Raw genomic sequence first — 19,703 nt, 5'->3', positions numbered from 1 at the left:
GCGGTGGGAACTGGACCGTGCACTACTGTTCGGGCTTCCGAAAGACGCGAGGGGGACGCGATGGGGCGGGCGGTAATGGTTCTCGCGACGGCGGCGTGCGCCGTGGCGGGAGGGTGTGCGACCACCAGCGACGGCAGCGCGTACGCGGCAGGGGCCGGGTCTGGGTACGTGACGGCGGCGCCGCAGCCCTCGAGCGACGTCCTGCGCCTGCTCGATCCGTGCGCGCTGCTCGACGAAGCCACGCTCACCGACGCCGGCCGAGTCGCACAGTTCGGCGCCGCGGTGCAGCTGTCGGTGTGTTCCGCGCTGGTCGACACGGGTGAGGTCCTCACCCGCATCGAGCTGTCGATCTCGCCCAGCACCTACGCCGATCCTGCACCGAATCTCGCGACAGGCACATGCGAGCGCACCTTCGCGGTGCCCGGCTCGCCGCGTCCGGCGTCGGTGCGTGTGGCCGATCGCGCAGGCGTCGACGCATGCCCGCTCGCCGAGACGCTCGTGGGCGACGCGGCCGCGGCGCTCGTCGCGGGCGTGCCGCAGCGGGGCGCCGACGACCCGGTGGCCGTCGATCCATGCGAGTTCCTCGCCGGCGACACCGCCACGCGTCCCAGCGGCCCCGACGCCGCGCGGCCCAGCAGCCCCGACGTCACGCGGCCCCGGCCCTACGCGTGCCAGGCCGGCGACCTCACCGTCGAGTACTCCCTGCGGCAGGTGGGCAGTCGTGCTCTGCTCGACGACGCTGTCGTGTCAGCGGGCACCTGCCGGTGGACGCACCGCGTCGGCGACGACATCGACGTCACACGCGACGCCGCGGAGCTCGACGACTTCACCCTCGCGCTGGGCCGTGCCCATCCCGTCGTCACGGTCTCGGCGCCTGAGTGCGCTGGGACCGAGGCGCCTGCACAGGCCGTCGCGAAACGGTTCCCGTGACACCGGGACGGGAAGCGTCTGCGAGACCGGCGAGGGAACCGTCCGACTGGTACAGCGACGGACATCACGTCACGACGCGCACCGCACCCGCGCACGGTGGGTGGACAATGCGCCGCGACACGTAGTCGCCACTGTTCACACGGGCAATCGCGGCACCGCGGGGGCCCCGCCCGGCGAGCCGGCGCGCAGTGCCGGAAACCTTGTCTCCGGGTGGTCGCCGACGCCCTCGCTTCCCGGTTTTCGTGGCCCTCTCGGTAAGCTCGGCATCTGGACCAGCAATTTTCGTCGAACTAATTCGTCGATCAGTCGAACTATTTCGCCGACCATTTGTCTTCGACCTGGAGGTAGAAAAGCGTGGCTCTCGTCGTCCAGAAGTACGGCGGATCCTCGGTCGCCACGGCCGAGCGGATCCGCAGGGTCGCTGAACGGATCGTCGAGACCAAGAAAGCCGGCAACGACGTCGTCGTAGTGGTCTCGGCAATGGGTGACACCACCGACGAACTGCTCGATCTGGCGCAGCAGGTCTCGCCGGCCCCGCCCGCTCGCGAAATGGACATGCTCCTCACGTCCGGCGAGCGCATCTCGAACTCGCTCGTCGCGATGGCGATCCATTCGCTCGGCGCCGAGGCCCGGTCGTTCACCGGCTCGCAGGCCGGTGTCATCACCACCGGTAGTCACGGCAACGCCAAGATCATCGACGTCACACCCGGTCGTGTGCAGAGCGCGCTCGACGACGGCTCGATCGTGCTCGTCGCCGGTTTCCAAGGCGTCAGTCAGGACAGCAAGGACATCACGACGCTCGGACGCGGCGGCTCCGACACCACCGCCGTCGCCCTCGCGGCCGCGCTGAACGCCGACGTGTGCGAGATCTACACGGACGTCGACGGCGTCTACAGTGCCGATCCCCGCATCGTCAAGGACGCCCAGCGGCTCGAGAAGGTCTCGTTCGAGGAGATGCTCGAGCTCGCCGCGTGCGGCGCCAAGGTGCTCATGCTGCGCTGCGTCGAATACGCGCGCCGCTACAACGTGCCCGTGCACGTTCGCTCGTCGTACACCACCAAGCCCGGCACCATCGTGTCCGGATCGATGGAGGACATCCCCATGGAAGAGGCCCTGATCACCGGCGTCGCGCACGATCGCAGCGAAGCGAAGATCACGATCGTCGGCCTGCCGGACACCCCCGGCTACGCCGCGCAGATCTTCCGCGCCGTCGCCGAGGCCGAGATCAACATCGACATGGTGTTGCAGAACATCTCGAAGGTCGAGACCGGCAAGACCGACATCACCTTCACGTTGCCGAAGACCGACGGTCCCCGTGCGGTCGAGATGCTCAGCAAGCTGCAGGACAAGATCGGCTTCAGCCAGGTGCTCTACGACGATCTGATCGGCAAGGTCTCGCTCGTCGGTGCGGGCATGCGCAGCCACCCGGGCGTCACGGCCACGTTCTGCGAGGCACTCGCGAACGCGGGCATCAACATCGATCTGATCTCGACGTCGGAGATCCGCATCTCGGTTCTCGTCGACGACACCGAACTCGACGACGCGGTGCGCGCGATCCACGCGGCGTTCGAACTCGGCGGCGAAGAAGAAGCCGTCGTCCACGCCGGAACGGGGCGATAAGCCATGACCACTCTCGCTGTCGTAGGTGCCACCGGTCAGGTCGGCATCGTCATGCGCACGCTCCTCGAGGAGCGGGACTTCCCGGCGGACAAGGTGCGCTTCTTCGCGTCGGCGCGCTCGGCGGGCAAGAAGCTGCCGTTCCGTGGCGAGGAGATCGTCGTGGAAGATGCCGCCGCGACGTCCGACGAGGATCTGAAGGGCATCGACATCGCGCTGTTCTCGGCCGGTGCGACCCTCTCACGCGAGCAGGCGCCGCGATTCGCTGCGGCCGGTGCGGTCGTCGTCGACAACTCGTCGGCGTGGCGCAAGGATCCCGAGGTCCCGCTCGTCGTGAGCGAGGTCAACCCCGAGGCGACGAAGAACCCGCCCAAGGGCATCATCGCGAACCCGAACTGCACCACGATGGCCGCGATGCCGGTCCTCAAGGCACTGCACGACGAGGCCGGCCTGCAGCGGCTCATCGTGTCGAGCTACCAGGCTGTGTCCGGCTCGGGACTCGCGGGCGTCGAGGAACTGCTCGGCGAGACGCGCGCCGTCATCGACGATGCCGAGAAGCTCGTGCACGACGGCAGCGCCGTCGACTTCCCGCCGCCGAACAAGTACGTCGCGCCCATCGCGTTCAACGTGCTGCCGATGGCGGGCTCGCTCGTCGACGACGGCAGCGGGGAGACGGACGAGGACCAGAAGCTGCGCAACGAGTCGCGCAAGATCCTCGGTCTGCCCGACCTGCTGGTGTCCGGCACGTGTGTGCGCGTGCCGGTCGTGACGGGCCACGCACTGTCGATCAACGCCGAGTTCGAGAAGCCGCTGTCGGTCGAGCGTGCGCAGGATCTCCTGAAGGCCGCGCCGGGTGTCACGCTCGTCGACGTGCCGACGCCGCTCGAAGCCGCGGGCAAGGACCCGTCGCTCGTGGGTCGCATCCGGCAGGATCCGGGCGTGCCCGAGGGTCGTGGACTCGCACTCTTCGTCGCGGGTGACAACCTGCGGAAGGGCGCTGCGCTCAACACGATTCAGATCGCCGAGGTTCTGCTCGGCAACCGCTGACCGTCCCTCGTGAGCACTTGACGAGTCCAGAGACTCGTCAAGTGCTCACAGGGGGGGGTGTGCTTGCGCTGCGGAATCCCTGGTTTCCCGGCGACAATGAAGCGATGATCGACAAAATCGAAGCCGGACAGATCGTCGCGCGCGCCCGCTTCCGGTCCGGGAAAACGTGGCAGGAGCTCGCCGACGCGATCGGCAAGCCACCCGTGTGGACCACGGCCGCGCTGCTCGGGCAGCATCCGATGACCAGCGACGACGCGTGGAAGATCGGCGAGTTGCTCGAACTCGACGACGACGTGGTCGAAGCTCTCCAGGTGCAGCCCTATCGCGGCAGCGGCGTGCAACAGATCCCCACCGACCCCACGATGTACCGCCTCTACGAGGCGCTCGACGTGTACGGTGCGGCGCTCAAAGAACTCATCCACGAAGAATTCGGCGACGGCATCATGAGCGCCATCAACTTCAAGGTGGACGTCGAGCGGCGTGCCGATCCCGCCGGCGACCGCGTCGTGGTGACATTCGACGGCAAGTTTCTCGATTACAACTGGTGAGCGAACTCGGCGACCGGCCCTGAGCGCAGAGCCGTGACCGCGATGCGGGCTGCCGTGCCGATCGCCGTGTCGACGACGGGTAGGTGCGGCTCCGACCGTGCTGCCCGCGTGAACACCGCGACGGCAACGGGCACCTCGCCCGTGTGGTGCACCACCGCGACCTCGTTGCGGATGATGCCGATCGTGCCGGTCTTCCCGGCGACGGTCACGCCGCGATGAGGGAACCCGGAACGGATTCGGTTCGTCCAGATCTGTCGAGCCATCGTCGTCTTCAGGAACTCGCTCCAGCCCGGCGTGACGGCCTCACCGGACCAGACGGCCGCGAGAAGGGTCGTCATGTCCCGCGCGGTGGTCGCGCTCGTGAGTGCCGGGTCGTAGACGCTGACGTCGACGTCCACCTCCGGCGACGCGAGCGCGTCGAACGCTTCGCGCGTGGTGTGCACCGCCATGTCGACGCGCAACGCCTCGTGCACGTCCGCGGTGCCGCCGACGATTCGGGTGCGACTCAGGCCGAGGTCCGCCGAGACCGTCTGCACCGCATCGAGGCCGACCTGGCCGAGTAACAGGTCGGCGGCTGCATTGTCCGAGGCGGTGAGCATCGAGACGACGAGGTCGCGGCGGCTGAGCGCGACCGGGTCCGTCAGCAACGACAGACCCGTCGGCCCGGGCGTCAGCGTCGTCGGGTGCGCCTCGACGCGTTCGGCGGGATCGAGACGTCCGTCGGCGAATGCACGCAATACCGCGACGGCGAGTACGAGCTTGTACACCGAGGTCATCACGACGTGATCGTCTGCGGCCATCGAGATCTCGTGGGTCGAGTCGGCGTCTGGATCGATCCTCCGCGCGTGGAGCCAGCCGACGCAGCCCGCGTCGGCGAAGGTCGCGCGGATCCTTTCGTGCACAGTGTGGTTCATCGCCGTGCCCTCGTGAGTACTCGATCGAGCGCGGCCGAGTGGACGGGCTGCGGGCGGTCTGCGTTCCACACGACTCGCACCGGCAAGCTCACGTCGTCGCGCAGGAGCTCGATCCATTGCACTCCGGGAGCGTGCTGCGGACGCGTCGTCGTGACACCGAATGCCTGCCCTGCCGCGACACACGCGAGCATCGCCCGCTCGTCCTCCGTCGCGACCACCGCCGGGTCGAGACCGCGTGCCCGCCACAGCTCGACGAGCGCGTCGTGTGCCGGTGGATTGTCGGTGCGGGGCGCCGACGCGAATGCCAGGTCGTCGAGCATGCGCGCACGTGGCTGTTGAGCGTCGCACACCGGATGGCCCGCGGGCACCACGACCCAGCGCGGGAGCCGGACCACCGGTCCGTACCGCACCCCGTCGAGGAGCGCCGGTTGCTCCACGACTGCGAGGTCGAGCGCATGCCCGCGCACGGCGTCGACAAGCGACGGCGTCGTATCGCAGGAGGTGACCACGCGCGTCGCGGTAGGTCCGCTTCCGGCGAGCCTGCTGACGCACTCGAGCACCAGACGGTCGGACAACGCGGCGGTCGCACCCCACCGCAGGACGCCGACGTGCGCGCCGGCGATGCGTGCGGCTTCCTCGTCGAACCGGTCGGCATCCGCGACGAGAAGGCGTGCCCGAGGGAGCAGTTCTCGTCCGGCTGCCGTGAGGACTCCGCCGCGCGCGGTGCGCTCGACGAGAGTGAGTCCGAGCCGCGTCTCGAGCCGGCGGATGCCTTGCGAGAGCGGCGGTTGCGTCATGCCCAGGCGATGTGCTGCACGGCCGAAGTGTTCCTCCTCCGCGAGTGCGACGAAGAACCGCAGGTGCCGGACGAGATCCATACCGTCATTGAACCAACCTCCCGTTGTCGGTATTCGGTCCGGACGGGTTCCGCGTTGTTCGTCACCACGGCGACCGGCAGCGATATCCGATGCGACTCGGCCGCGCGCGGATTCGTATTGGCGCGAGTCGTCGGCGAATCCGACATTGGGTTCATGCCCGACATCGAACGCCTGAATACGACACACCCGACCCGCACCGGCCGCGCCGTCGCGGCCGCGGCCGCGCTGACGTTCCTTTTCGCCGGATGCTCCGCGGCAGCGGAACCGGGGGCACAGCCGACATCCGAGACCACGCCGTCCGTATCCACCCAGTCGGCGCACGGTCTCGATCCGCACGGCCTCGAGGATGCTGTCACCGCCGTCGAGAAGAACCGACGGCTCGAGATCGGGGTCGCGGTTCTCGATCCGGTCACCGGCCGCACGTTCTTCCATCGCGCCGACGAGAGCTTTGCCCTGTGCTCCACGTTCAAGGTGTATGCAGTCGGTGCGCTCTTGCGACGTACGGCCGCGGGCACCTCGAGTCTCGATAGCCCGGTCATGGTCGAGAAGTCCGACGTGGTCCCGAATTCGCCGGTCACCGAGCCCGCGGCGGGCACGACGATGACGTTCGCTCAACTCGCCGAGGCAGCACTCACGCGAAGCGACAACACAGCGGCCAACTACGTGCTGCGCGAAATCGGAGGACCCGCGGCCGTGACCGACTTCGCTCGCTCGACCGGCGACGACCGCACACGACTCGACCGTTGGGAACCGGATCTCAACGACACACCGCCTGGCGAGGTTCGCGACACGTCGACGCCGCGCGCCCTCGCCGAGGGGTACCAGTCCGTTCTGCTCGGCGACGCCTTGGGTGCGCCCGAGCGCGAGAAACTGACGACGTGGATGCTGTCGAACACGACGAGCAGGATCGCCACGGCGCTGCCGGACGGGTGGACCGTCGCGGACAAGACCGGTGGCGGCTACTGGGGAGCGGTCAACGACGTCGGCCTCGTGCGTGACGAGTCGGGGCGGCCCCTGATCGTGTCGATGCTGAGTGCGTCGACGACAGGGGACAGGGAGGCCCCGCTCGACGGCGACGCGCTCGCCGAGGTGACGCGCGCGGTGGTCGCGGCTTTCGGAGCGGGAGCCTAGCCTGCGTCGTGGTAAGCGAGCCCGCCCAACTCGACGACATACTGCTGCGCATCGGCATCCCAGTCGACCGAGAAGGTGGTGGGATAGTGGCCGGACGCCTGGTATGCCTGCGGCTGCGGCAACGTCTCTTCGTGTGAGGGGTGGGTGAGCAGCCAGTCGCGTGTGAACATCGGCTCGATGAAGATGTGCCTGCCGTCCCAACTGCCGTGCAGGACTGTTTCGGTGAACTCGTGCGGGCGCGGGTGGGAATCGGCCCAGTGCAGCCCCATGTGCATCGTCGTGCCGGTCAGCGGATCGTCGGTGGGGGCATACCCTTCGGGCAGGTACTTCTGATCGGGAAGGCGCGTGGCCCGGTCGAGGTATCCGGGCGCGAGCGGATCGATCTGCATCAACATCGCCCGGTCCACGAGATAGAAGTGGACGTCGAAATGGGGTCGATCGAAGCCGTGCTCGGGATTGTGCCCGTGCGGGTTCCAATCCATCGTCACGTGATCGACTGGGGTCGCACGGGCTCGATCGGCCACCTGGAGCGGGTATTCGCGGCTGCCGGCCAGCGGTCCCTCGGGGAGCCCGTCGAGCGCTGCGGCGTCGATGCGCACCCCGATGGCGACGGGCACGCCGTCGTCGAATCGTTGGAAGACGTGCGCGGTGCCGTTGCCGATTGCGCTTGCGGGACCGACCGCGTCGGGCGGCGCGTGCGAGGCGACGGCGGTACCGCTGACCAGCAGGACGGACGCGGCGGCCGTTCCCACGATGGCAAGGATGCGTCGAGTGAACATGGCACGGGCTCGTGGTCGGGACTGTGTCTGTTCATCGTAAGTCGCGGCCGCCGCGTGGTGCGCAGTTTCGGCTGATCGATCACACGTCCGACAGGTGCACGCCCTTGGTTTCCTTCATGAACAGGCATGCCACGCCGGTGGCCGCGGCGAGCGCCATGATGTAGACACCGAACACCCACCCGATGTCGTGCGAGACGAGCAGCTGGTTGAGATACGGTGCAGTACCGCCGAATACGGCGACCGAGAACGAATACGCGAACCCGATCGCCTGGGTGCGGAGCTTGGTGGGGAAGCTCTCGGACAGAGTTGCCGAGAGCACCGACGCCGGCACGGACACGATCAGCAGGGCGACGGTCGCCGCCACCAGCAGGGTCCAGCCGTTCGCCGAGATCGCGCCGGTCAGCGGGATCTGCAGAGCGAACATGAGTACTGCGAAGGCCGCGAGCATGGGCCTGCGGCCGATGCTGTCGGAAAGACGTCCCCAGAACGGAAGCGAGACGAGCGCGATCACCTGGGCGATCACGAGCATCCAGTAGGCGGTGTCGGGGTCCATGCCTTCCTGCGTGATCGCGTAGGTCGAGACGTACGACGTCCACGTGTAGTGCGCCGCGGTGATACCGGACGTCATCCCGATCATCAGCACGATCGCCCGCACCACGGTACGCCGCGGGATCGGCGTGGAATCGGTTGCGGTGGTGTCGGACTCGAATACATCGCTCTCGTCCATGCTGCGGCGCAGGTACAGGGCGACGAGGGCGAGTACCGCACCGAGCAGGAACGGGATGCGCCAACCCCATTGCGCGACCGCATTCTCGCTGAGCGCACTGGTGACCGCACCGCCGACCGTGTAGGCGAGCGCCGAGCCGCCGAAGATCGCGACGAACGCGATGCTGCCCCACGTTCCCCGACGGTTCGGCGGCGCGATCTCGCCGACGTACGAGTAGGCCGTCGCGGACTCGCCGCCGTGCGCGAATCCCTGCGCGATGCGGGCCGCGAGCAGGATGATCGACGCCCCCACACCGATCGTCTCGTAGGTCGGCATCACACCGATGACGAGGCTCCCGGTCGCCATCATGAGCATCGTGGTCACGAGCACGAACTTGCGGCCACGTCGATCGGCGATGCGGCCGAACACGATTCCGCCGAGAGGGCGCATCAGGAATCCGACCGCGAACACCGCGAGCGTCGACAGCAGCGCCGAGACGGGATTGGTGTCGTCGAACACCGCGGCGGCGATGAACGGCGCGAACACCGCGTACGCGCTCCACTCGTACCACTCGAGCACGTTGCCGACGCCGCTCGCGACGAGGGACTTCCGTTTCGATTTCAGGGACGACGAGCTCGTCGGTGATGCGTCCACGGCTGGATCGGCAGCAGAGGAGGGGCGGGCCATGGTGGGCCTCCGATTTCGTTCGGTCGGACGGGGGGAGGGGAGTCGGCGTGGAAGGGGGAGGGGAAGCGAGGACGGGGATCAGGTCGTGGGATGCGCGACCTCACGCAGCGCGGTGCGGCGGATCTTGCCGGTCTGGGTCTTGGGCAGGTCGTCGACCACGTGAATGTGCTTGGGCCGCTTGTACGCTGCGAGGTGCTCGCGCACGAACTCGAGTAGTGCGTCCTCCCCGACGCGCGGTGCGTCCGTGCCGAGGGACACGAAGGCGACGACCGATTCTCCCTGGTAGTCGTCGGGCACACCGACGACGCCCGCCTCGTGCACCGACGGGTGCCGGTACAGCGCGTCCTCGACCTCGCGCGGCCAGACCTTGAAGCCGGACACGTTGATCTGGTCCTTGATCCGGTCGACGAGGTACACCCAGCCGTCCGCGTCGATCACGGCGACGTCGCCGGTGCGGAGGCGGCCACCGGGGAAGGTGGATGCCGTCGCCTCGGGGTTGTCCAGATAGCCCGACACGACCTGGGGTCCGGACAGTTCGAGTTCACCCGGAGCCCCGGTGGAGACGTCGGCGCCGGACGCGTCGACCACGCGGGCGGTGAGCCCGGGCAGTGCCTTGCCGACGGACAGCGTGTCGGTCGCGGCATCGACCGGCGCGCGCTCGCCGAGTGGAACGGCGACGACGGCCGACGTCGTCTCGGTCATGCCGTACACATTGTGGATGTAGTGGCCGAAGCGCGCTTCGAACCGCTCGACGGTCGCGGGCGGGATCGGCGCTCCGCCCGAGTACAGTGCGCGGATCGACGCGAGATCGTCTCGGCCCGCCTGTGGCACTGCGCCGAGCGCGTTGAACACTGTGATCGACCCGATCGTGAATGTCACACCGTGGGTGCGGATTTCGTCGAGTGTCACTTCGGGGTGGAAGCGCCCGGCGAGCACCAGGCTGCCGCCGTGGAGCAGCGCCATGGTCGCGTTGACCACCGCGCCGGTGATGTGGAACAGCGGTGCGACACCCAGGACGACGTCGTCGCTCGTGAGGCCCACGTGGGCGGCGTAGCTCGACGCGACCGCGAGCACATTGGCGTGACTGTTGCACGCGCCCTTCGGTGGACCGGTGGTGCCCGACGTGTAGGCGAGGATCGCGAGGTCGTCGCCCGAGAGTTCCGCCGCGGGTGCCTGCCCGTCGCACTGCGCCGCTTCGGACAGCAGTTCGTCCTCCTCGGCACGGCCGATCCCCGTGAACACGCGGGGATCGTCGGTGGTCTGGAACGAGTGCGGGTCGGTCGTCACGACCCAGACCCCGGACGCGGCGACCGCGCGGACGTCCTCGGCGGCGTCGTACGAGGACACCACGCCGACAGCCCCCGAATCGGTGAGCAGGCGTGCGAGTTCGTCGCCGCGGTACATCGGGTTGACCGGGACGGCCGCGGCGCCGAGCTTCCACAGGGCGAGCAGCGTGAGCGGGTACTGGGGAATGTTCTGCAGGTAGATGCCGACGCGGTCGCCGTGCGTGACGCCGCGCCGCGCGAGCGCGACCGCGAGGGCGTCGGTGAGGCGGTCCACCTCGCGCGCCGACAGCGTGGCGTCGAAGTACGTGATCGCGACCCGTTCGGGCTCACGCTCGACGCGGCGAGTCCATGCCTCGATCAGATTTCGGGTGGGGGGATGGATGTCTGCGTCCGGCACGTGGCGCTCCTCGGTACTGGGCTGCTGCTCCCGGACGATCGGCCTACCGATCGATCGCTCGGTAGTTGAAAAGTGTCGTGCATCACAGAGCGGCTGTCAACCAGGCGGAGGTCGCGAATGTGACCGCAGGCACCGCCTGCGCTCTTTTCTTGACTAGTTCCAAAAAGAGCGCATACTTGGAGTCATGCGACACGACATCGATCCCAAGGCGCAACTGCGCACGGCGGGGCTTCGTGTGACCGCTCCGCGTGTCGCAGTGTTGAACGCCGTTGCCGCCGATCCGCATTCGGATGCCGATCACATCGCGGCCGCGGTGCGCGACGAGCTCGGCTCGGTGTCGACGCAAGCGGTCTACGACGTGCTGAAGGCATGCACGGCAGCCGGCCTGCTGCGCCGGATCGAACCGGCAGGCTCGGCCGCCCGGTACGAGGCGCGTACCGGCGACAACCACCACCACCTGGTGTGCCGCTCGTGCGGCACGGTCGTCGACGTCGACTGCGTGGTCGGCGAGGCGCCGTGCCTGACCCCGTCGCAGACGCACGGCTTCGCCGTCGACGAAGCAGAAGTCGTCTTCTGGGGGCTGTGTGCCTCGTGCCGCCGAGACGCACCCGTCGACGCCACCTGACCGATCGATTCCGAGACCTTCCAGGGCACCCGTGTGCCCTGACTTCGCCAACCGAAAAAACTCCCGACAGGAGGCAGTGAATGTCCGAAAAGGCCGCTTTCACGACCAACGACTTCGGAAACCCCGTCGCGAGCGACAACGAGTCGCTCACCGCGGGCACGCAGGGGCCCATCCTGCTGCACGACCACTACCTGATCGAAAAGCTCGCCCACTTCAACCGCGAGCGCGTGCCCGAGCGCGTCGTCCATGCCAAGGGCGGCGGCGCTTTCGGCGAACTCGTCGTCACCGGCGACGTCAGCAAGTACACCAAGGCCAAGGTGTTCCAGCCCGGCGCGCGTACCGAATCGCTCGTCCGGTTCTCGACCGTCGCGGGTGAGCAGGGCAGCCCGGACACGTGGCGCGACCCGCGCGGTTTCGCGGTGAAGTTCTACACCGAGGACGGCAACTACGACCTCGTCGGCAACAACACGCCGGTCTTCTTCATCAAGGATCCGATCAAGTTCCCCGACTTCATCCACTCGCAGAAGCGTCTGCCCGGTTCGGGGCTGCGCGACCACAACATGCAGTGGGACTTCTGGACCCTCCGGCCCGAATCGGCGCACCAGGTCACCTGGCTCATGGGCGACCGCGGCATCCCGAAGACGTGGCGTCACATGGACGGCTTCGGATCGCACACCTACCAGTGGGTCAACGAAGCGGGAGAACGCTTCTGGGTCAAATACCACTTCAAGACGGACCAGGGCATCGAGTTCCTCACGCAGGCCGAGGCAGACGAACTTGCCGGCACCTCGCCGGACCATCACCGCCAGGATCTGTACCAGGCGATCGAGCGCGGCGAGTTCCCGAGCTGGACGCTGAAGGTGCAGGTCATGCCGGTCGACGAGGCGGAGGGCTACCGATTCAACCCGTTCGATCTCACCAAGGTGTGGTCGCAGCAGGACTACCCGCTGATCGAGGTGGGCACCTGGACGCTGAACCGCAACCCGGAGAACTTCTTCGCGCAGATCGAGCAGGCATCCTTCGAGCCGTCGAATATCGTTCCGGGAATCGGGTTCTCGCCCGACAAGATGCTGCTCGGCCGCGTGTTCTCGTACGCGGACGCGCACCGCTACCGGATCGGCGCGAACTACGCGCACCTGCCCGTCAACGCGCCGAAGAACAAGGTGTCGTCGTACTCGCAGGACGGGGCGATGACCTACCGGTTCGACTCACCCGAGACCCCGGTCTACGCACCCAACTCGTTCGGCGGCCCGCATGCCGATCCGAACATCGCCGGCGACGAGGGGCTGTGGAACTTCGACGGCCAGGCGGTGCGCGCCGGATACGTCGAGCATCCCGAGGACGGTGACTTCACGCAGGCCGGCACCCTCGTGCGCGAGGTGCTCGGCGACGACGAACGGGACCGACTGGTCGCCAATATCGTCGGGCACGTGCTCGGTGGCGTCGAAGAGCCGGTGCTCAGCCGGGTGTTCGAGTACTGGAAGAACGTCGATGCCGATCTCGGCAAGCGAGTCGAGGAGGGCGTGCGCTCGGCACAGTGAGCCGGATCTCGGAAGCGTGGGCCGGCTTCTCCCCACGACGACCGGCAACTCGAATAGGCTCGGGGCAGCAGGGATCGGGCCGATCACGCCGACCCGATCCCGGAGCCTGCGTTCGACAGAAGCGCTGCGTTCTAGAGAAACGAGGTAGGAAAATGAGCAACCCCATCACCAGCACTCTCAACGCCGATCAGCAGAGGACCGCCGGTGACGCTCTGCAAGCCACCGTCGTCGACCTGATCGATCTGTCCCTCATCGCGAAGCAGGCGCACTGGAACGTCGTAGGCCGCAACTTCCGGTCGGTCCACCTGGCGCTCGACGAACTCGTCAGTGCCGCTCGCGGATTCACCGACGACGCGGCGGAGCGCGCCACGGCGATCGGTGTCAGCCCGGACGGCCGCGCGGGTACGGTGGCGAAGGACTCCGGTACCAAGGGCTTCGGCGAGGGCTGGACCACCGACTCGGAGGTCATCGCGTCCATCGTGGGCAATCTCGGTGCCGTCATCGAGCGTCTCCGCGAGCGCATCGCTTCCACCGAAGCGGCCGATCCGGTCACCCAGGATCTGCTCATCACCATCACGGCGCGGCTCGAGCAGCTGCACTGGATGTGGCAGGCGCAGATCGCCTGATCGCAGATACGAGCCGAACACAGGGCGCCCCCGCGCGCCGAGCGGGGGCGCCGTGTGCGTTGCGTTGCGCGGTCACGCGCCGCCCAGCGTGCCGAACCCGACGACCGCGGAATCGTCGCGCCAGTCGAGATTGTGCAGCCGCACACGATCCCACTCGTTGCCGCCGGCGGTCGTGACGGTGTCGCCGTCGACCGCGACGACGATGTTGGTGTGCTGGCCGACACCGAGGAACCACGAATTCTCGTACAGCACGACATCGCCCACCGCGGGACGGTAGCCGGAGTCGACGGCCTCGAAACGGTCGGTGGCTTCGTAGAACTCCTGCAAGGTGTAGACGCCCGGGATGCGCCACCCGCCCGAATTCGGGTTGGCGAGCGGCGCACCCGACTCGCGCATCACCCAGCTCACGAAGTTCGCGCACCAGTCCTCGTCCGCGCCGTCGGAGTAGAACTCGCCGGGCTGTTGTGCGGCATGCTCCGTGCGGACCAGTTCGACCACACGGCGCTGCACGGGCGTCAGCTCGGTGTCGTCCGCCGTATCGAGGTGCGCGGTGTCCCAGGGCACGTACCGCTCGGGCGCGACGTGCAGCGCGACGACCCCGGTCCCGAGGATCGCCGCCCCGGCCGCGATCGCGACCACGACTCGACGGCCCGGTGTGCGCATGCGGTCAAATTACAGGTTTAGCAGCCGGGCGACGCGGGGTAGGTGTAACCGATGACGACGTCGTGGTCCTCGGCAGTGCTCTTCGACATCGACGGCACCCTTGTCGACTCCAACTACCAGCACGTGGACGCGTGGACGCGGGCCTTCGAAGACGTCGACCATCCCGTCGCCGCATGGCTCGTCCACCGCGCGATCGGGATGGACGGCAGCAGGCTGCTCGAGGTCCTGCTGCCGGACGCCGACGACGCGATCCGCGACCGCGCGAAGGATCTGCACCTCTCCTACTACGAGCAGCACGCGCAGCGGTTGCGACCGCTCCCGGGCGCACGCGATCTGGTCGCGCATCTGGCCGAGGCAGGCGTCGCGGTGGTCCTGGCGTCGTCGTCCTCGCGGGAGGAACTTGCGATCCTGCGCGAGGTCCTCGACGTCGACGCCCACGTCGCAGCCGTCACCAATGCCTCCGACGTGGAGACCGCGAAGCCGCGCCCCGAACTCGTCGCCGTCGCGCTCGGCAAGGTGGGAGTCGCCGCGTCGGCGGCGGTGCTGGTGGGCGACGCGGTCTACGACATGGCCGCCGCGGTTCGCGCGGGTGTGCCCGCGGTGGGGGTGCTCAGCGGTGGCATCGGCGCCGACGAACTGACCGTGACGGGCGCGTCGGCCGTGTTCGACGACGCCGCCGACCTGCTCGAGAACCTCGACCGGACACCGATCAGGGAGATGATCCAGTGACTCGCTTCGGCTACACCCTCATGACCGAGCAGAACGGCCCGAAGGAGCTCGTGGCCAATGCGATCGCGGCCGAGCGCGCCGGGTTCGACTTCGCCGTGTCGAGCGACCACTATTCGCCGTGGCTGTCCGCGCAGGGGCATGCGCCGTACGCGTGGTCGGTGCTCGGCGCCGTTGCGCATGCGACCGAACGCATGGACCTGTTCACGTACGTCACGTGCCCGACGATGCGGTACCACCCGGTGATCGTGGCGCAGAAGGCGGCGACGATGCAGATCCTCGCGGACGGCCGCTTCACGCTCGGTCTCGGTTCCGGCGAGAGCCTCAACGAGCACGTCGTCGGCCGCGGGTGGCCGTCCGTCGACACCCGGCAGGACATGCTGGTCGAAGCCGTCGAGATCATGCGCGAACTGTTCACGGGCGATCTGCTCACGTTTCGCGGCAGGCACTTCGACGTCGACTCGGCACGATTGTGGGACGTCCCCGACGATCCGATCGCGATCGGTCTGGCGATGTCGGGCGCTCAGGGCGTCGAACGGTTCGGCCCGATCGCGGACGACCTCATCGCGACCGAGCCCAGGAAGGAGCTCGTCGACGCGTGGAAGTCGTTGCGCAACAGTGTGGGTGAGCCGCCCGGTCGCTCCGTCGGGCAGATCCCGATCTGCTGGGATCCCGATCGGGATGCGGCGATCGCGCGTGCGCACGATCAGTTCCGCTGGTTCGCGGGCGGCTGGGCCGTCAATGCGGACCTACCGACGACGGCAGGATTCGCTGCCGCAACCCAATACGTACGACCGGAAGATGTCGCGGACACGATTCCGTGCGGTCCCGACCTCGATCGCATCGTCGAGGCCGTGAGCGCGTACTGGGAGGCCGGTTTCACCGACGTCGCGCTCGTGCAGATCGGCGGCGACCACCAGGAGAGGTTCTTCGAGGAAGCCGCGGTGCCCTTGCTCGAGGCGCTGCGGGTCGCCTCGAGCTGACTCGATCCGGGCCGGAAACGGCACCGCCCAGCCCGGGCCGCCCCGCGTCGGAGGGCGTTGCTAGATTCGTTCGCGTCCGAAAAGACGTGGCGAAAGGCGTTCTCCTCCATGAAGTCCTGTGTCCCGATCCAGCAGCGCACGGCCGGGACGGAGGGCAGTCCCGCATGGTGATGGGACCGACGCACGCGATGTCGGGTGCCGCGGTGGGGCTCGTGGTCGCGGAAGTGCTGCCGCCCGATTGGGGTGCACCCACGTCCACCGCCGAGACGTTCACCTTCGCCGCGGTGTGCGCGGGCGCGGCACTGCTTCCCGATCTCGATACCGCACAGTCGACCGTCTCGCGCTCGTTCGGACCGGTCAGCAAGCTGTTCGCACGCCTCGTCGATGCGATATCGCTCGGCTACTACCGGCTCACGAAGGGCAAGAAGGACGGCAAGCGTCGCGGCGGGCACCGCACGCTCACCCACACCGCGCTGTTCGCGGCCGGGCTCGGTGCTGCCGTCACCGCCGCGGTCGCGCATTTCGGTAAACCGGCCATCGTCGCGACGCTGTTCTTCGCGATCGGTCTCGCACTGCGGGGGCTCGCCGGCGAGTTCGCGAAAGAGAAGGGCTGGCTGGTCGTTTCGCTGTTGTCCGCGGTCACCGCGGCACTCACCTGGCAGTGGTATCCCACGCAGGCCGGCTCCACCGGGCTCGGCGTCGCCGTATCGCTCGGGTGCGTCGTGCACTGCATCGGCGACGCGATCACCAAGGAGGGCGTGCCTTTCCTCGCGCCGTTCGTGCCGTGGGGCAAGGAACGCTGGTGGGAGATCAAACTGCCCGACTTCCTGTCGATCCGGGCGGGCGGCCCGTTCGAGAAGGTCGTGCTCGGGCCTGCCCTCACCCTCGGGGTGTTCGCCCTCGGCGTGCTCGCGATCGACGGCGCGCCGCAGGCGATCTACGACGCGTTCACGCCGGTCGCGCGGTAGCAACCTCCGCACCTCGTGATGCACCAGGTGGTGCGGATAGACTTCGGCAGCGCCGCGTGAGCGTCACGCAGGCGGCGTCGGGAAGGGGTCGTCATGGCACAGAATCCGCGCACACCCGGGACAGCCCTCGTCACAGGTGCGTCGTCGGGCATCGGCGCGTCCGTCGCAGCACTGCTCGCACGACGCGGCTACCGCGTCTTCGGCACGAGCCGCGATCCCGACCGCGCACCCGCGATCGCCGGCGTCGAGTTCGTCGCACTCGACCTGCTCGATCCTGCGAGCATCGAAGCGTGCGTCGCACGGGTCGGTGACGTCGACGTCCTGGTCAACAACGCAGGCGAGAGCCAGAGCGGTCCCTTCGAAGAGCTGCCGATGGACGCCGTCGAAAGGCTGTTCCAGGCGAACGTGTTCGGCGCCGTGCGGCTCACACAGCTCGTGCTGCCGGGCATGCGCGCCCGAGGGTTCGGACGCGTCGTGATGGTCGGGTCGATGCTCGGCAGTTTCCCACTCGCGTACCGGTCGTCCTATGTGGCGGCGAAGGCGGCGCTGCGTGGTTTCGCGACGGCCGCCCGCCGCGAGGTATCGCCCTACGGGGTGCGGATCACGACCGTCGAACCGGGGTCGATCGCGACCGGTATCGGCACCCGCCGCACGCACTATCGCGCCGACGGGTCCACCTACACCCGCGAGTACGACACGATGATCGAGCATCTCGACGCCAACGAGCGCGGCGGAATCTCGCCGGACAAGGTCGCCCGGACCGTCCTGAAGGCGATCGAAGCAGACAAGCCGCGCCAGCTCTACGCCGTCGGCAGCAATGCGCCGGTGGTGTTCGCGCTCCAGCGGCTCGTTCCGCGCGAACTCGTCGAGAAGATCACCGCGCGCAAGCACGGTCTCTGAACGCTGCGCCGCAGGGCCGCAGTCACACGCGGCAGTAGGCCCCGTACATGAGCGGGCTCGACACGATCGCGTTGCACGCCACCATGTCGTCGGTCAGCCGTGCGGTGAGGGTCTCCGCGTCCACCTGTTCGGCCGTCGCGATCCCGAGCCGTTCGAGCAACGGGGCCGCCGCGATCACCGCATTCGCCCAGCCGAAGACCGGCGCCTGGTCGCCGCCGCCGACCTCGGCCTCGAGAGTCATCCGCGGCTCGGGCAGACCGGCTTCGAGGAAAGCCGAGTACAGCGACGGCCCCATACGGATCCTGGTGCCCACGCGTTCGAAGGCGTCGAGCACCCAGCGGCGGGCCGTGTGCCAGTGCTCGCTGTCCGCGGTGGTCCAGTCGGTCATGTCCGCTTCGTGCACGCACAGGATGCCGTCGGGCCGCAGCAGCGATGCGGCACGGCGCAGCGCGTCCACGGGATCGGGCAGGTACATCAGGATCAGGCGGCCCACGACCGCGTCGAACCGCTCCGTCATACTGTCGAGCGTCTGGACGTCACCGGTGCGGAACTCGATGTTCTCGATGCCGCTGAGCGTGCACCACTCCTGCGCGTGTTCGACGGCTTCCGGGTCGCGTTCGACGCCGACGACACTGCCGCTCGGGCCGACGTATTCGCTCGCCAGCAGCGCGACATTGCCCGCGCCGCTGCCGAGGTCGAGCACGCGCATGCCTTCGTGCAGGCCGGCCTGGTCGAAGAGCCGTCGCGTCAGAGGATCGAACACCCGGCTCTGGCTCATCAGGCGTTCGTGTTCGAGCCGGCGGTCGTCGGCGAAGTATTCGGTGGTCGACATGAGATTCCTTCCTGTGGCGTCGGAGTCACGCCGGTCGGCGGCCCCAGGTGAACACGAACTGATACGACCACGCGCTGAACCGCGGGTCGACCACCAGTTCCTGCATGCGGTCCAGCTCCGCTTCGCTGAGCCCGTGCGACACGAGGACGGGGGCGACCTGTTGCAGCAGGCTGCCGTAGTAGCGAAGTCCGGCACCGCCGCCCGAGTCGGTGAACGCGTGCTCGGCACTGCCGACGTCGGTGAGGCCGACGGCGGCCATCTCGTGTGGCACCGAGTGCGCCCATGCGAGATTCATGCCGACCGCAGGCGCGGCGTGCGCGATCGCCGTCTCGAATACCCGGTCGAACAGCGCGAGGTCGTCCGCGTCGGCGGCGGTGACCGCGTGTGGCAGCCGAGGGGAGACATCGCCCACGACGAGCCACCCGCCCGGCGCGAGGGAGCGCGCGAACTCGGCGAAGATGTCGCGGCGGCGAGCGAGGTGCATCAGCAGCAGCCGCGCATGGACGACATCGAACGGGCCGGGTTCGGGCAGCCCGTCGTCGACGTCGTGTGCGTGCACCGTGACACCGCTCGACGGCGGGAGGTGCGTGGTGTCGATGTCCACGGCCGCCACGGACCCGGTCGGCCCTACTCGGTCGGCGAGCCACCGCGCGATCGAACCGTTCCCCGCACCCGCGTCGAGACATCGCGCGCCCGGTGGAACGCCCAGGTCGTCGAGAATTCGTGTCGACGTGCCGTCGAGCATGTCGCTGAGGCACTGCACCTGGACGTGTCCCGGATCCGACCCGGTGTCGAACACGTACTCGGTCTGCATATGTCGGCCTTTCGTCGAGGCGCCGGCAGCGAGGCGTCCGGCGCAGCGGGGTGATCGAGCCACCGTAAAAGGCGTTTAGGCAGCGGGTGTTCCTCATCACATGGC

At 68.3% G+C, this 19,703-nt stretch carries 20 protein-coding genes; 12 read left to right on the top strand and 8 right to left on the bottom strand.

The features are described from left to right. Positions 1-60: 60 nt before the first annotated feature. The 4 genes from HCA44_RS11515 (at position 61) to cynS (ending at position 4,142) form a co-directional block, all read left to right on the top strand. Positions 61-930 (top strand): hypothetical protein, encoded by an 870-nt coding sequence (locus tag HCA44_RS11515; protein WP_169648708.1) that lies wholly within the window; start codon positions 61-63, stop codon positions 928-930. Positions 931-1,284: 354 nt separating this feature from the next. Further along, entirely contained in the window at positions 1,285-2,550 is a 1,266-nt protein-coding gene (locus HCA44_RS11510; protein WP_169648707.1) for an aspartate kinase, read from the top strand. Positions 2,551-2,553: 3 nt separating this feature from the next. Next, the gene (locus tag HCA44_RS11505; RefSeq protein WP_169648706.1) at positions 2,554-3,594 is read left to right on the top strand and encodes an aspartate-semialdehyde dehydrogenase; all 1,041 of its coding nucleotides are present in this window, start codon (positions 2,554-2,556) and stop codon (positions 3,592-3,594) included. 104 nt (positions 3,595-3,698) lie between these two features. Then, positions 3,699-4,142: a cyanase gene (gene cynS, locus HCA44_RS11500; RefSeq protein ID WP_169648705.1), complete on the top strand. Its 444-nt coding sequence runs from the start codon at positions 3,699-3,701 to the stop codon at positions 4,140-4,142. Here cynS and HCA44_RS11495 read toward each other — a convergent pair. Together HCA44_RS11495 and HCA44_RS11490 are read right to left on the bottom strand one after the other, a co-directional pair. Further along, the gene (locus tag HCA44_RS11495; RefSeq protein ID WP_169648704.1) at positions 4,130-5,056 is read right to left on the bottom strand and encodes a serine hydrolase; all 927 of its coding nucleotides are present in this window, start codon (positions 5,054-5,056) and stop codon (positions 4,130-4,132) included. The two genes, cynS and HCA44_RS11495, sit on opposite strands and share 13 nt — an antisense overlap. Beyond that, a complete protein-coding gene (locus HCA44_RS11490) occupies positions 5,053-5,934 on the bottom strand; it encodes a LysR family transcriptional regulator (RefSeq protein ID WP_169648703.1) in 882 nt (293 codons plus the stop codon). Before HCA44_RS11490 ends, HCA44_RS11495 begins: the two co-directional genes overlap by 4 nt. Positions 5,935-6,087: 153 nt before the next feature. On the opposite strand from HCA44_RS11490, the gene bla reads away from it, so the two are divergent. Further along, complete coding sequence (bla, locus tag HCA44_RS11485; RefSeq protein WP_169648702.1) at positions 6,088-7,065, top strand: class A beta-lactamase; 978 nt, start codon at positions 6,088-6,090, stop codon at positions 7,063-7,065. Here bla and HCA44_RS11480 read toward each other — a convergent pair. From HCA44_RS11480 to HCA44_RS11470, 3 genes are all read right to left on the bottom strand, one after another. Then, positions 7,062-7,817 (bottom strand): DUF5602 domain-containing protein, encoded by a 756-nt coding sequence (locus HCA44_RS11480; RefSeq protein ID WP_346764682.1) that lies wholly within the window; start codon positions 7,815-7,817, stop codon positions 7,062-7,064. The two genes, bla and HCA44_RS11480, sit on opposite strands and share 4 nt — an antisense overlap. A gap of 106 nt (positions 7,818-7,923) precedes the next feature. Further along, complete coding sequence (locus HCA44_RS11475) at positions 7,924-9,237, bottom strand: MFS transporter (protein ID WP_169648700.1); 1,314 nt, start codon at positions 9,235-9,237, stop codon at positions 7,924-7,926. Positions 9,238-9,315: 78 nt separating this feature from the next. Then, on the bottom strand, positions 9,316-10,920 hold the full coding sequence (locus tag HCA44_RS11470) for an AMP-binding protein (RefSeq protein ID WP_169648699.1): 1,605 nt from the start codon (positions 10,918-10,920) through the stop codon (positions 9,316-9,318). Positions 10,921-11,104: 184 nt separating this feature from the next. Here HCA44_RS11470 and HCA44_RS11465 point away from each other — a divergent pair, with 184 nt between their 5' ends. The 3 genes from HCA44_RS11465 (at position 11,105) to HCA44_RS11455 (ending at position 13,712) form a co-directional block, all read left to right on the top strand. After that, positions 11,105-11,545 carry a Fur family transcriptional regulator gene (locus HCA44_RS11465; protein ID WP_169648698.1) on the top strand — a complete coding sequence of 147 codons (441 nt, stop codon included), beginning with the start codon at positions 11,105-11,107 and terminating at the stop codon, positions 11,543-11,545. An 80-nt stretch (positions 11,546-11,625) separates the two neighbouring features. Beyond that, positions 11,626-13,086 carry a catalase gene (locus HCA44_RS11460; RefSeq protein WP_169648697.1) on the top strand — a complete coding sequence of 487 codons (1,461 nt, stop codon included), beginning with the start codon at positions 11,626-11,628 and terminating at the stop codon, positions 13,084-13,086. Between the two features lie 152 nt (positions 13,087-13,238). Then, entirely contained in the window at positions 13,239-13,712 is a 474-nt protein-coding gene (locus HCA44_RS11455; RefSeq protein WP_169648696.1) for a DNA starvation/stationary phase protection protein, read from the top strand. Between the two features lie 72 nt (positions 13,713-13,784). Here the strand turns inward: HCA44_RS11455 and HCA44_RS11450 are convergent, their stop codons facing one another. Then, a complete protein-coding gene (locus tag HCA44_RS11450) occupies positions 13,785-14,375 on the bottom strand; it encodes a CHAP domain-containing protein (RefSeq protein WP_169648695.1) in 591 nt (196 codons plus the stop codon). A gap of 51 nt (positions 14,376-14,426) precedes the next feature. Between HCA44_RS11450 and HCA44_RS11445 the strand changes: the two genes are divergently transcribed. The 4 genes from HCA44_RS11445 (at position 14,427) to HCA44_RS11430 (ending at position 17,952) form a co-directional block, all read left to right on the top strand. Beyond that, positions 14,427-15,104 (top strand): HAD family hydrolase, encoded by a 678-nt coding sequence (locus HCA44_RS11445; RefSeq protein ID WP_169648694.1) that lies wholly within the window; start codon positions 14,427-14,429, stop codon positions 15,102-15,104. Continuing rightward, the gene (locus HCA44_RS11440; RefSeq protein ID WP_169648693.1) at positions 15,101-16,084 is read left to right on the top strand and encodes an LLM class F420-dependent oxidoreductase; all 984 of its coding nucleotides are present in this window, start codon (positions 15,101-15,103) and stop codon (positions 16,082-16,084) included. Before HCA44_RS11445 ends, HCA44_RS11440 begins: the two co-directional genes overlap by 4 nt. A 164-nt stretch (positions 16,085-16,248) precedes the next feature. Continuing rightward, entirely contained in the window at positions 16,249-17,052 is an 804-nt protein-coding gene (locus tag HCA44_RS11435; protein WP_169648692.1) for a metal-dependent hydrolase, read from the top strand. A 93-nt stretch (positions 17,053-17,145) separates the two neighbouring features. Continuing rightward, on the top strand, positions 17,146-17,952 hold the full coding sequence (locus HCA44_RS11430) for an SDR family oxidoreductase (RefSeq protein ID WP_169648691.1): 807 nt from the start codon (positions 17,146-17,148) through the stop codon (positions 17,950-17,952). Positions 17,953-17,974: 22 nt separating this feature from the next. Here HCA44_RS11430 and HCA44_RS11425 read toward each other — a convergent pair whose 3' ends face one another. Then, positions 17,975-18,784, bottom strand: a complete 810-nt coding sequence (locus HCA44_RS11425; protein ID WP_169648690.1) for a class I SAM-dependent methyltransferase — start codon at positions 18,782-18,784, stop codon at positions 17,975-17,977. A 25-nt stretch (positions 18,785-18,809) separates the two neighbouring features. Further along, positions 18,810-19,598, bottom strand: a complete 789-nt coding sequence (locus tag HCA44_RS11420) for a class I SAM-dependent methyltransferase (protein WP_169648689.1) — start codon at positions 19,596-19,598, stop codon at positions 18,810-18,812. Positions 19,599-19,703: the final 105 nt, after the last annotated feature.

The organism is Rhodococcus sp. HNM0569, from assembly GCF_012726205.1.
Lineage (GTDB): Bacteria > Actinomycetota > Actinomycetes > Mycobacteriales > Mycobacteriaceae > Rhodococcus_F.
This window is presented reverse-complemented; position numbering and strand designations above follow the sequence as displayed.

Coding starts and splice junctions, on each gene's coding strand:
- HCA44_RS11430 (WP_169648691.1), top strand. CDS start 17,146: ATGGCACAGAATCCGCGCACACCCGGGACAGCCCTCGTCACAGGTGCG.
- cynS (WP_169648705.1), top strand. CDS start 3,699: ATGATCGACAAAATCGAAGCCGGACAGATCGTCGCGCGCGCCCGCTTC.
- HCA44_RS11435 (WP_169648692.1), top strand. CDS start 16,249: ATGGTGATGGGACCGACGCACGCGATGTCGGGTGCCGCGGTGGGGCTC.
- HCA44_RS11450 (WP_169648695.1), bottom strand. CDS start 14,375: ATGCGCACACCGGGCCGTCGAGTCGTGGTCGCGATCGCGGCCGGGGCG.
- HCA44_RS11505 (WP_169648706.1), top strand. CDS start 2,554: ATGACCACTCTCGCTGTCGTAGGTGCCACCGGTCAGGTCGGCATCGTC.
- HCA44_RS11455 (WP_169648696.1), top strand. CDS start 13,239: ATGAGCAACCCCATCACCAGCACTCTCAACGCCGATCAGCAGAGGACC.
- HCA44_RS11425 (WP_169648690.1), bottom strand. CDS start 18,784: ATGTCGACCACCGAATACTTCGCCGACGACCGCCGGCTCGAACACGAA.
- bla (WP_169648702.1), top strand. CDS start 6,088: ATGCCCGACATCGAACGCCTGAATACGACACACCCGACCCGCACCGGC.
- HCA44_RS11495 (WP_169648704.1), bottom strand. CDS start 5,056: ATGAACCACACTGTGCACGAAAGGATCCGCGCGACCTTCGCCGACGCG.
- HCA44_RS11475 (WP_169648700.1), bottom strand. CDS start 9,237: ATGGCCCGCCCCTCCTCTGCTGCCGATCCAGCCGTGGACGCATCACCG.
- HCA44_RS11515 (WP_169648708.1), top strand. CDS start 61: ATGGGGCGGGCGGTAATGGTTCTCGCGACGGCGGCGTGCGCCGTGGCG.
- HCA44_RS11420 (WP_169648689.1), bottom strand. CDS start 19,598: ATGCAGACCGAGTACGTGTTCGACACCGGGTCGGATCCGGGACACGTC.
- HCA44_RS11445 (WP_169648694.1), top strand. CDS start 14,427: ATGACGACGTCGTGGTCCTCGGCAGTGCTCTTCGACATCGACGGCACC.
- HCA44_RS11460 (WP_169648697.1), top strand. CDS start 11,626: ATGTCCGAAAAGGCCGCTTTCACGACCAACGACTTCGGAAACCCCGTC.
- HCA44_RS11465 (WP_169648698.1), top strand. CDS start 11,105: ATGCGACACGACATCGATCCCAAGGCGCAACTGCGCACGGCGGGGCTT.
- HCA44_RS11490 (WP_169648703.1), bottom strand. CDS start 5,934: ATGGATCTCGTCCGGCACCTGCGGTTCTTCGTCGCACTCGCGGAGGAG.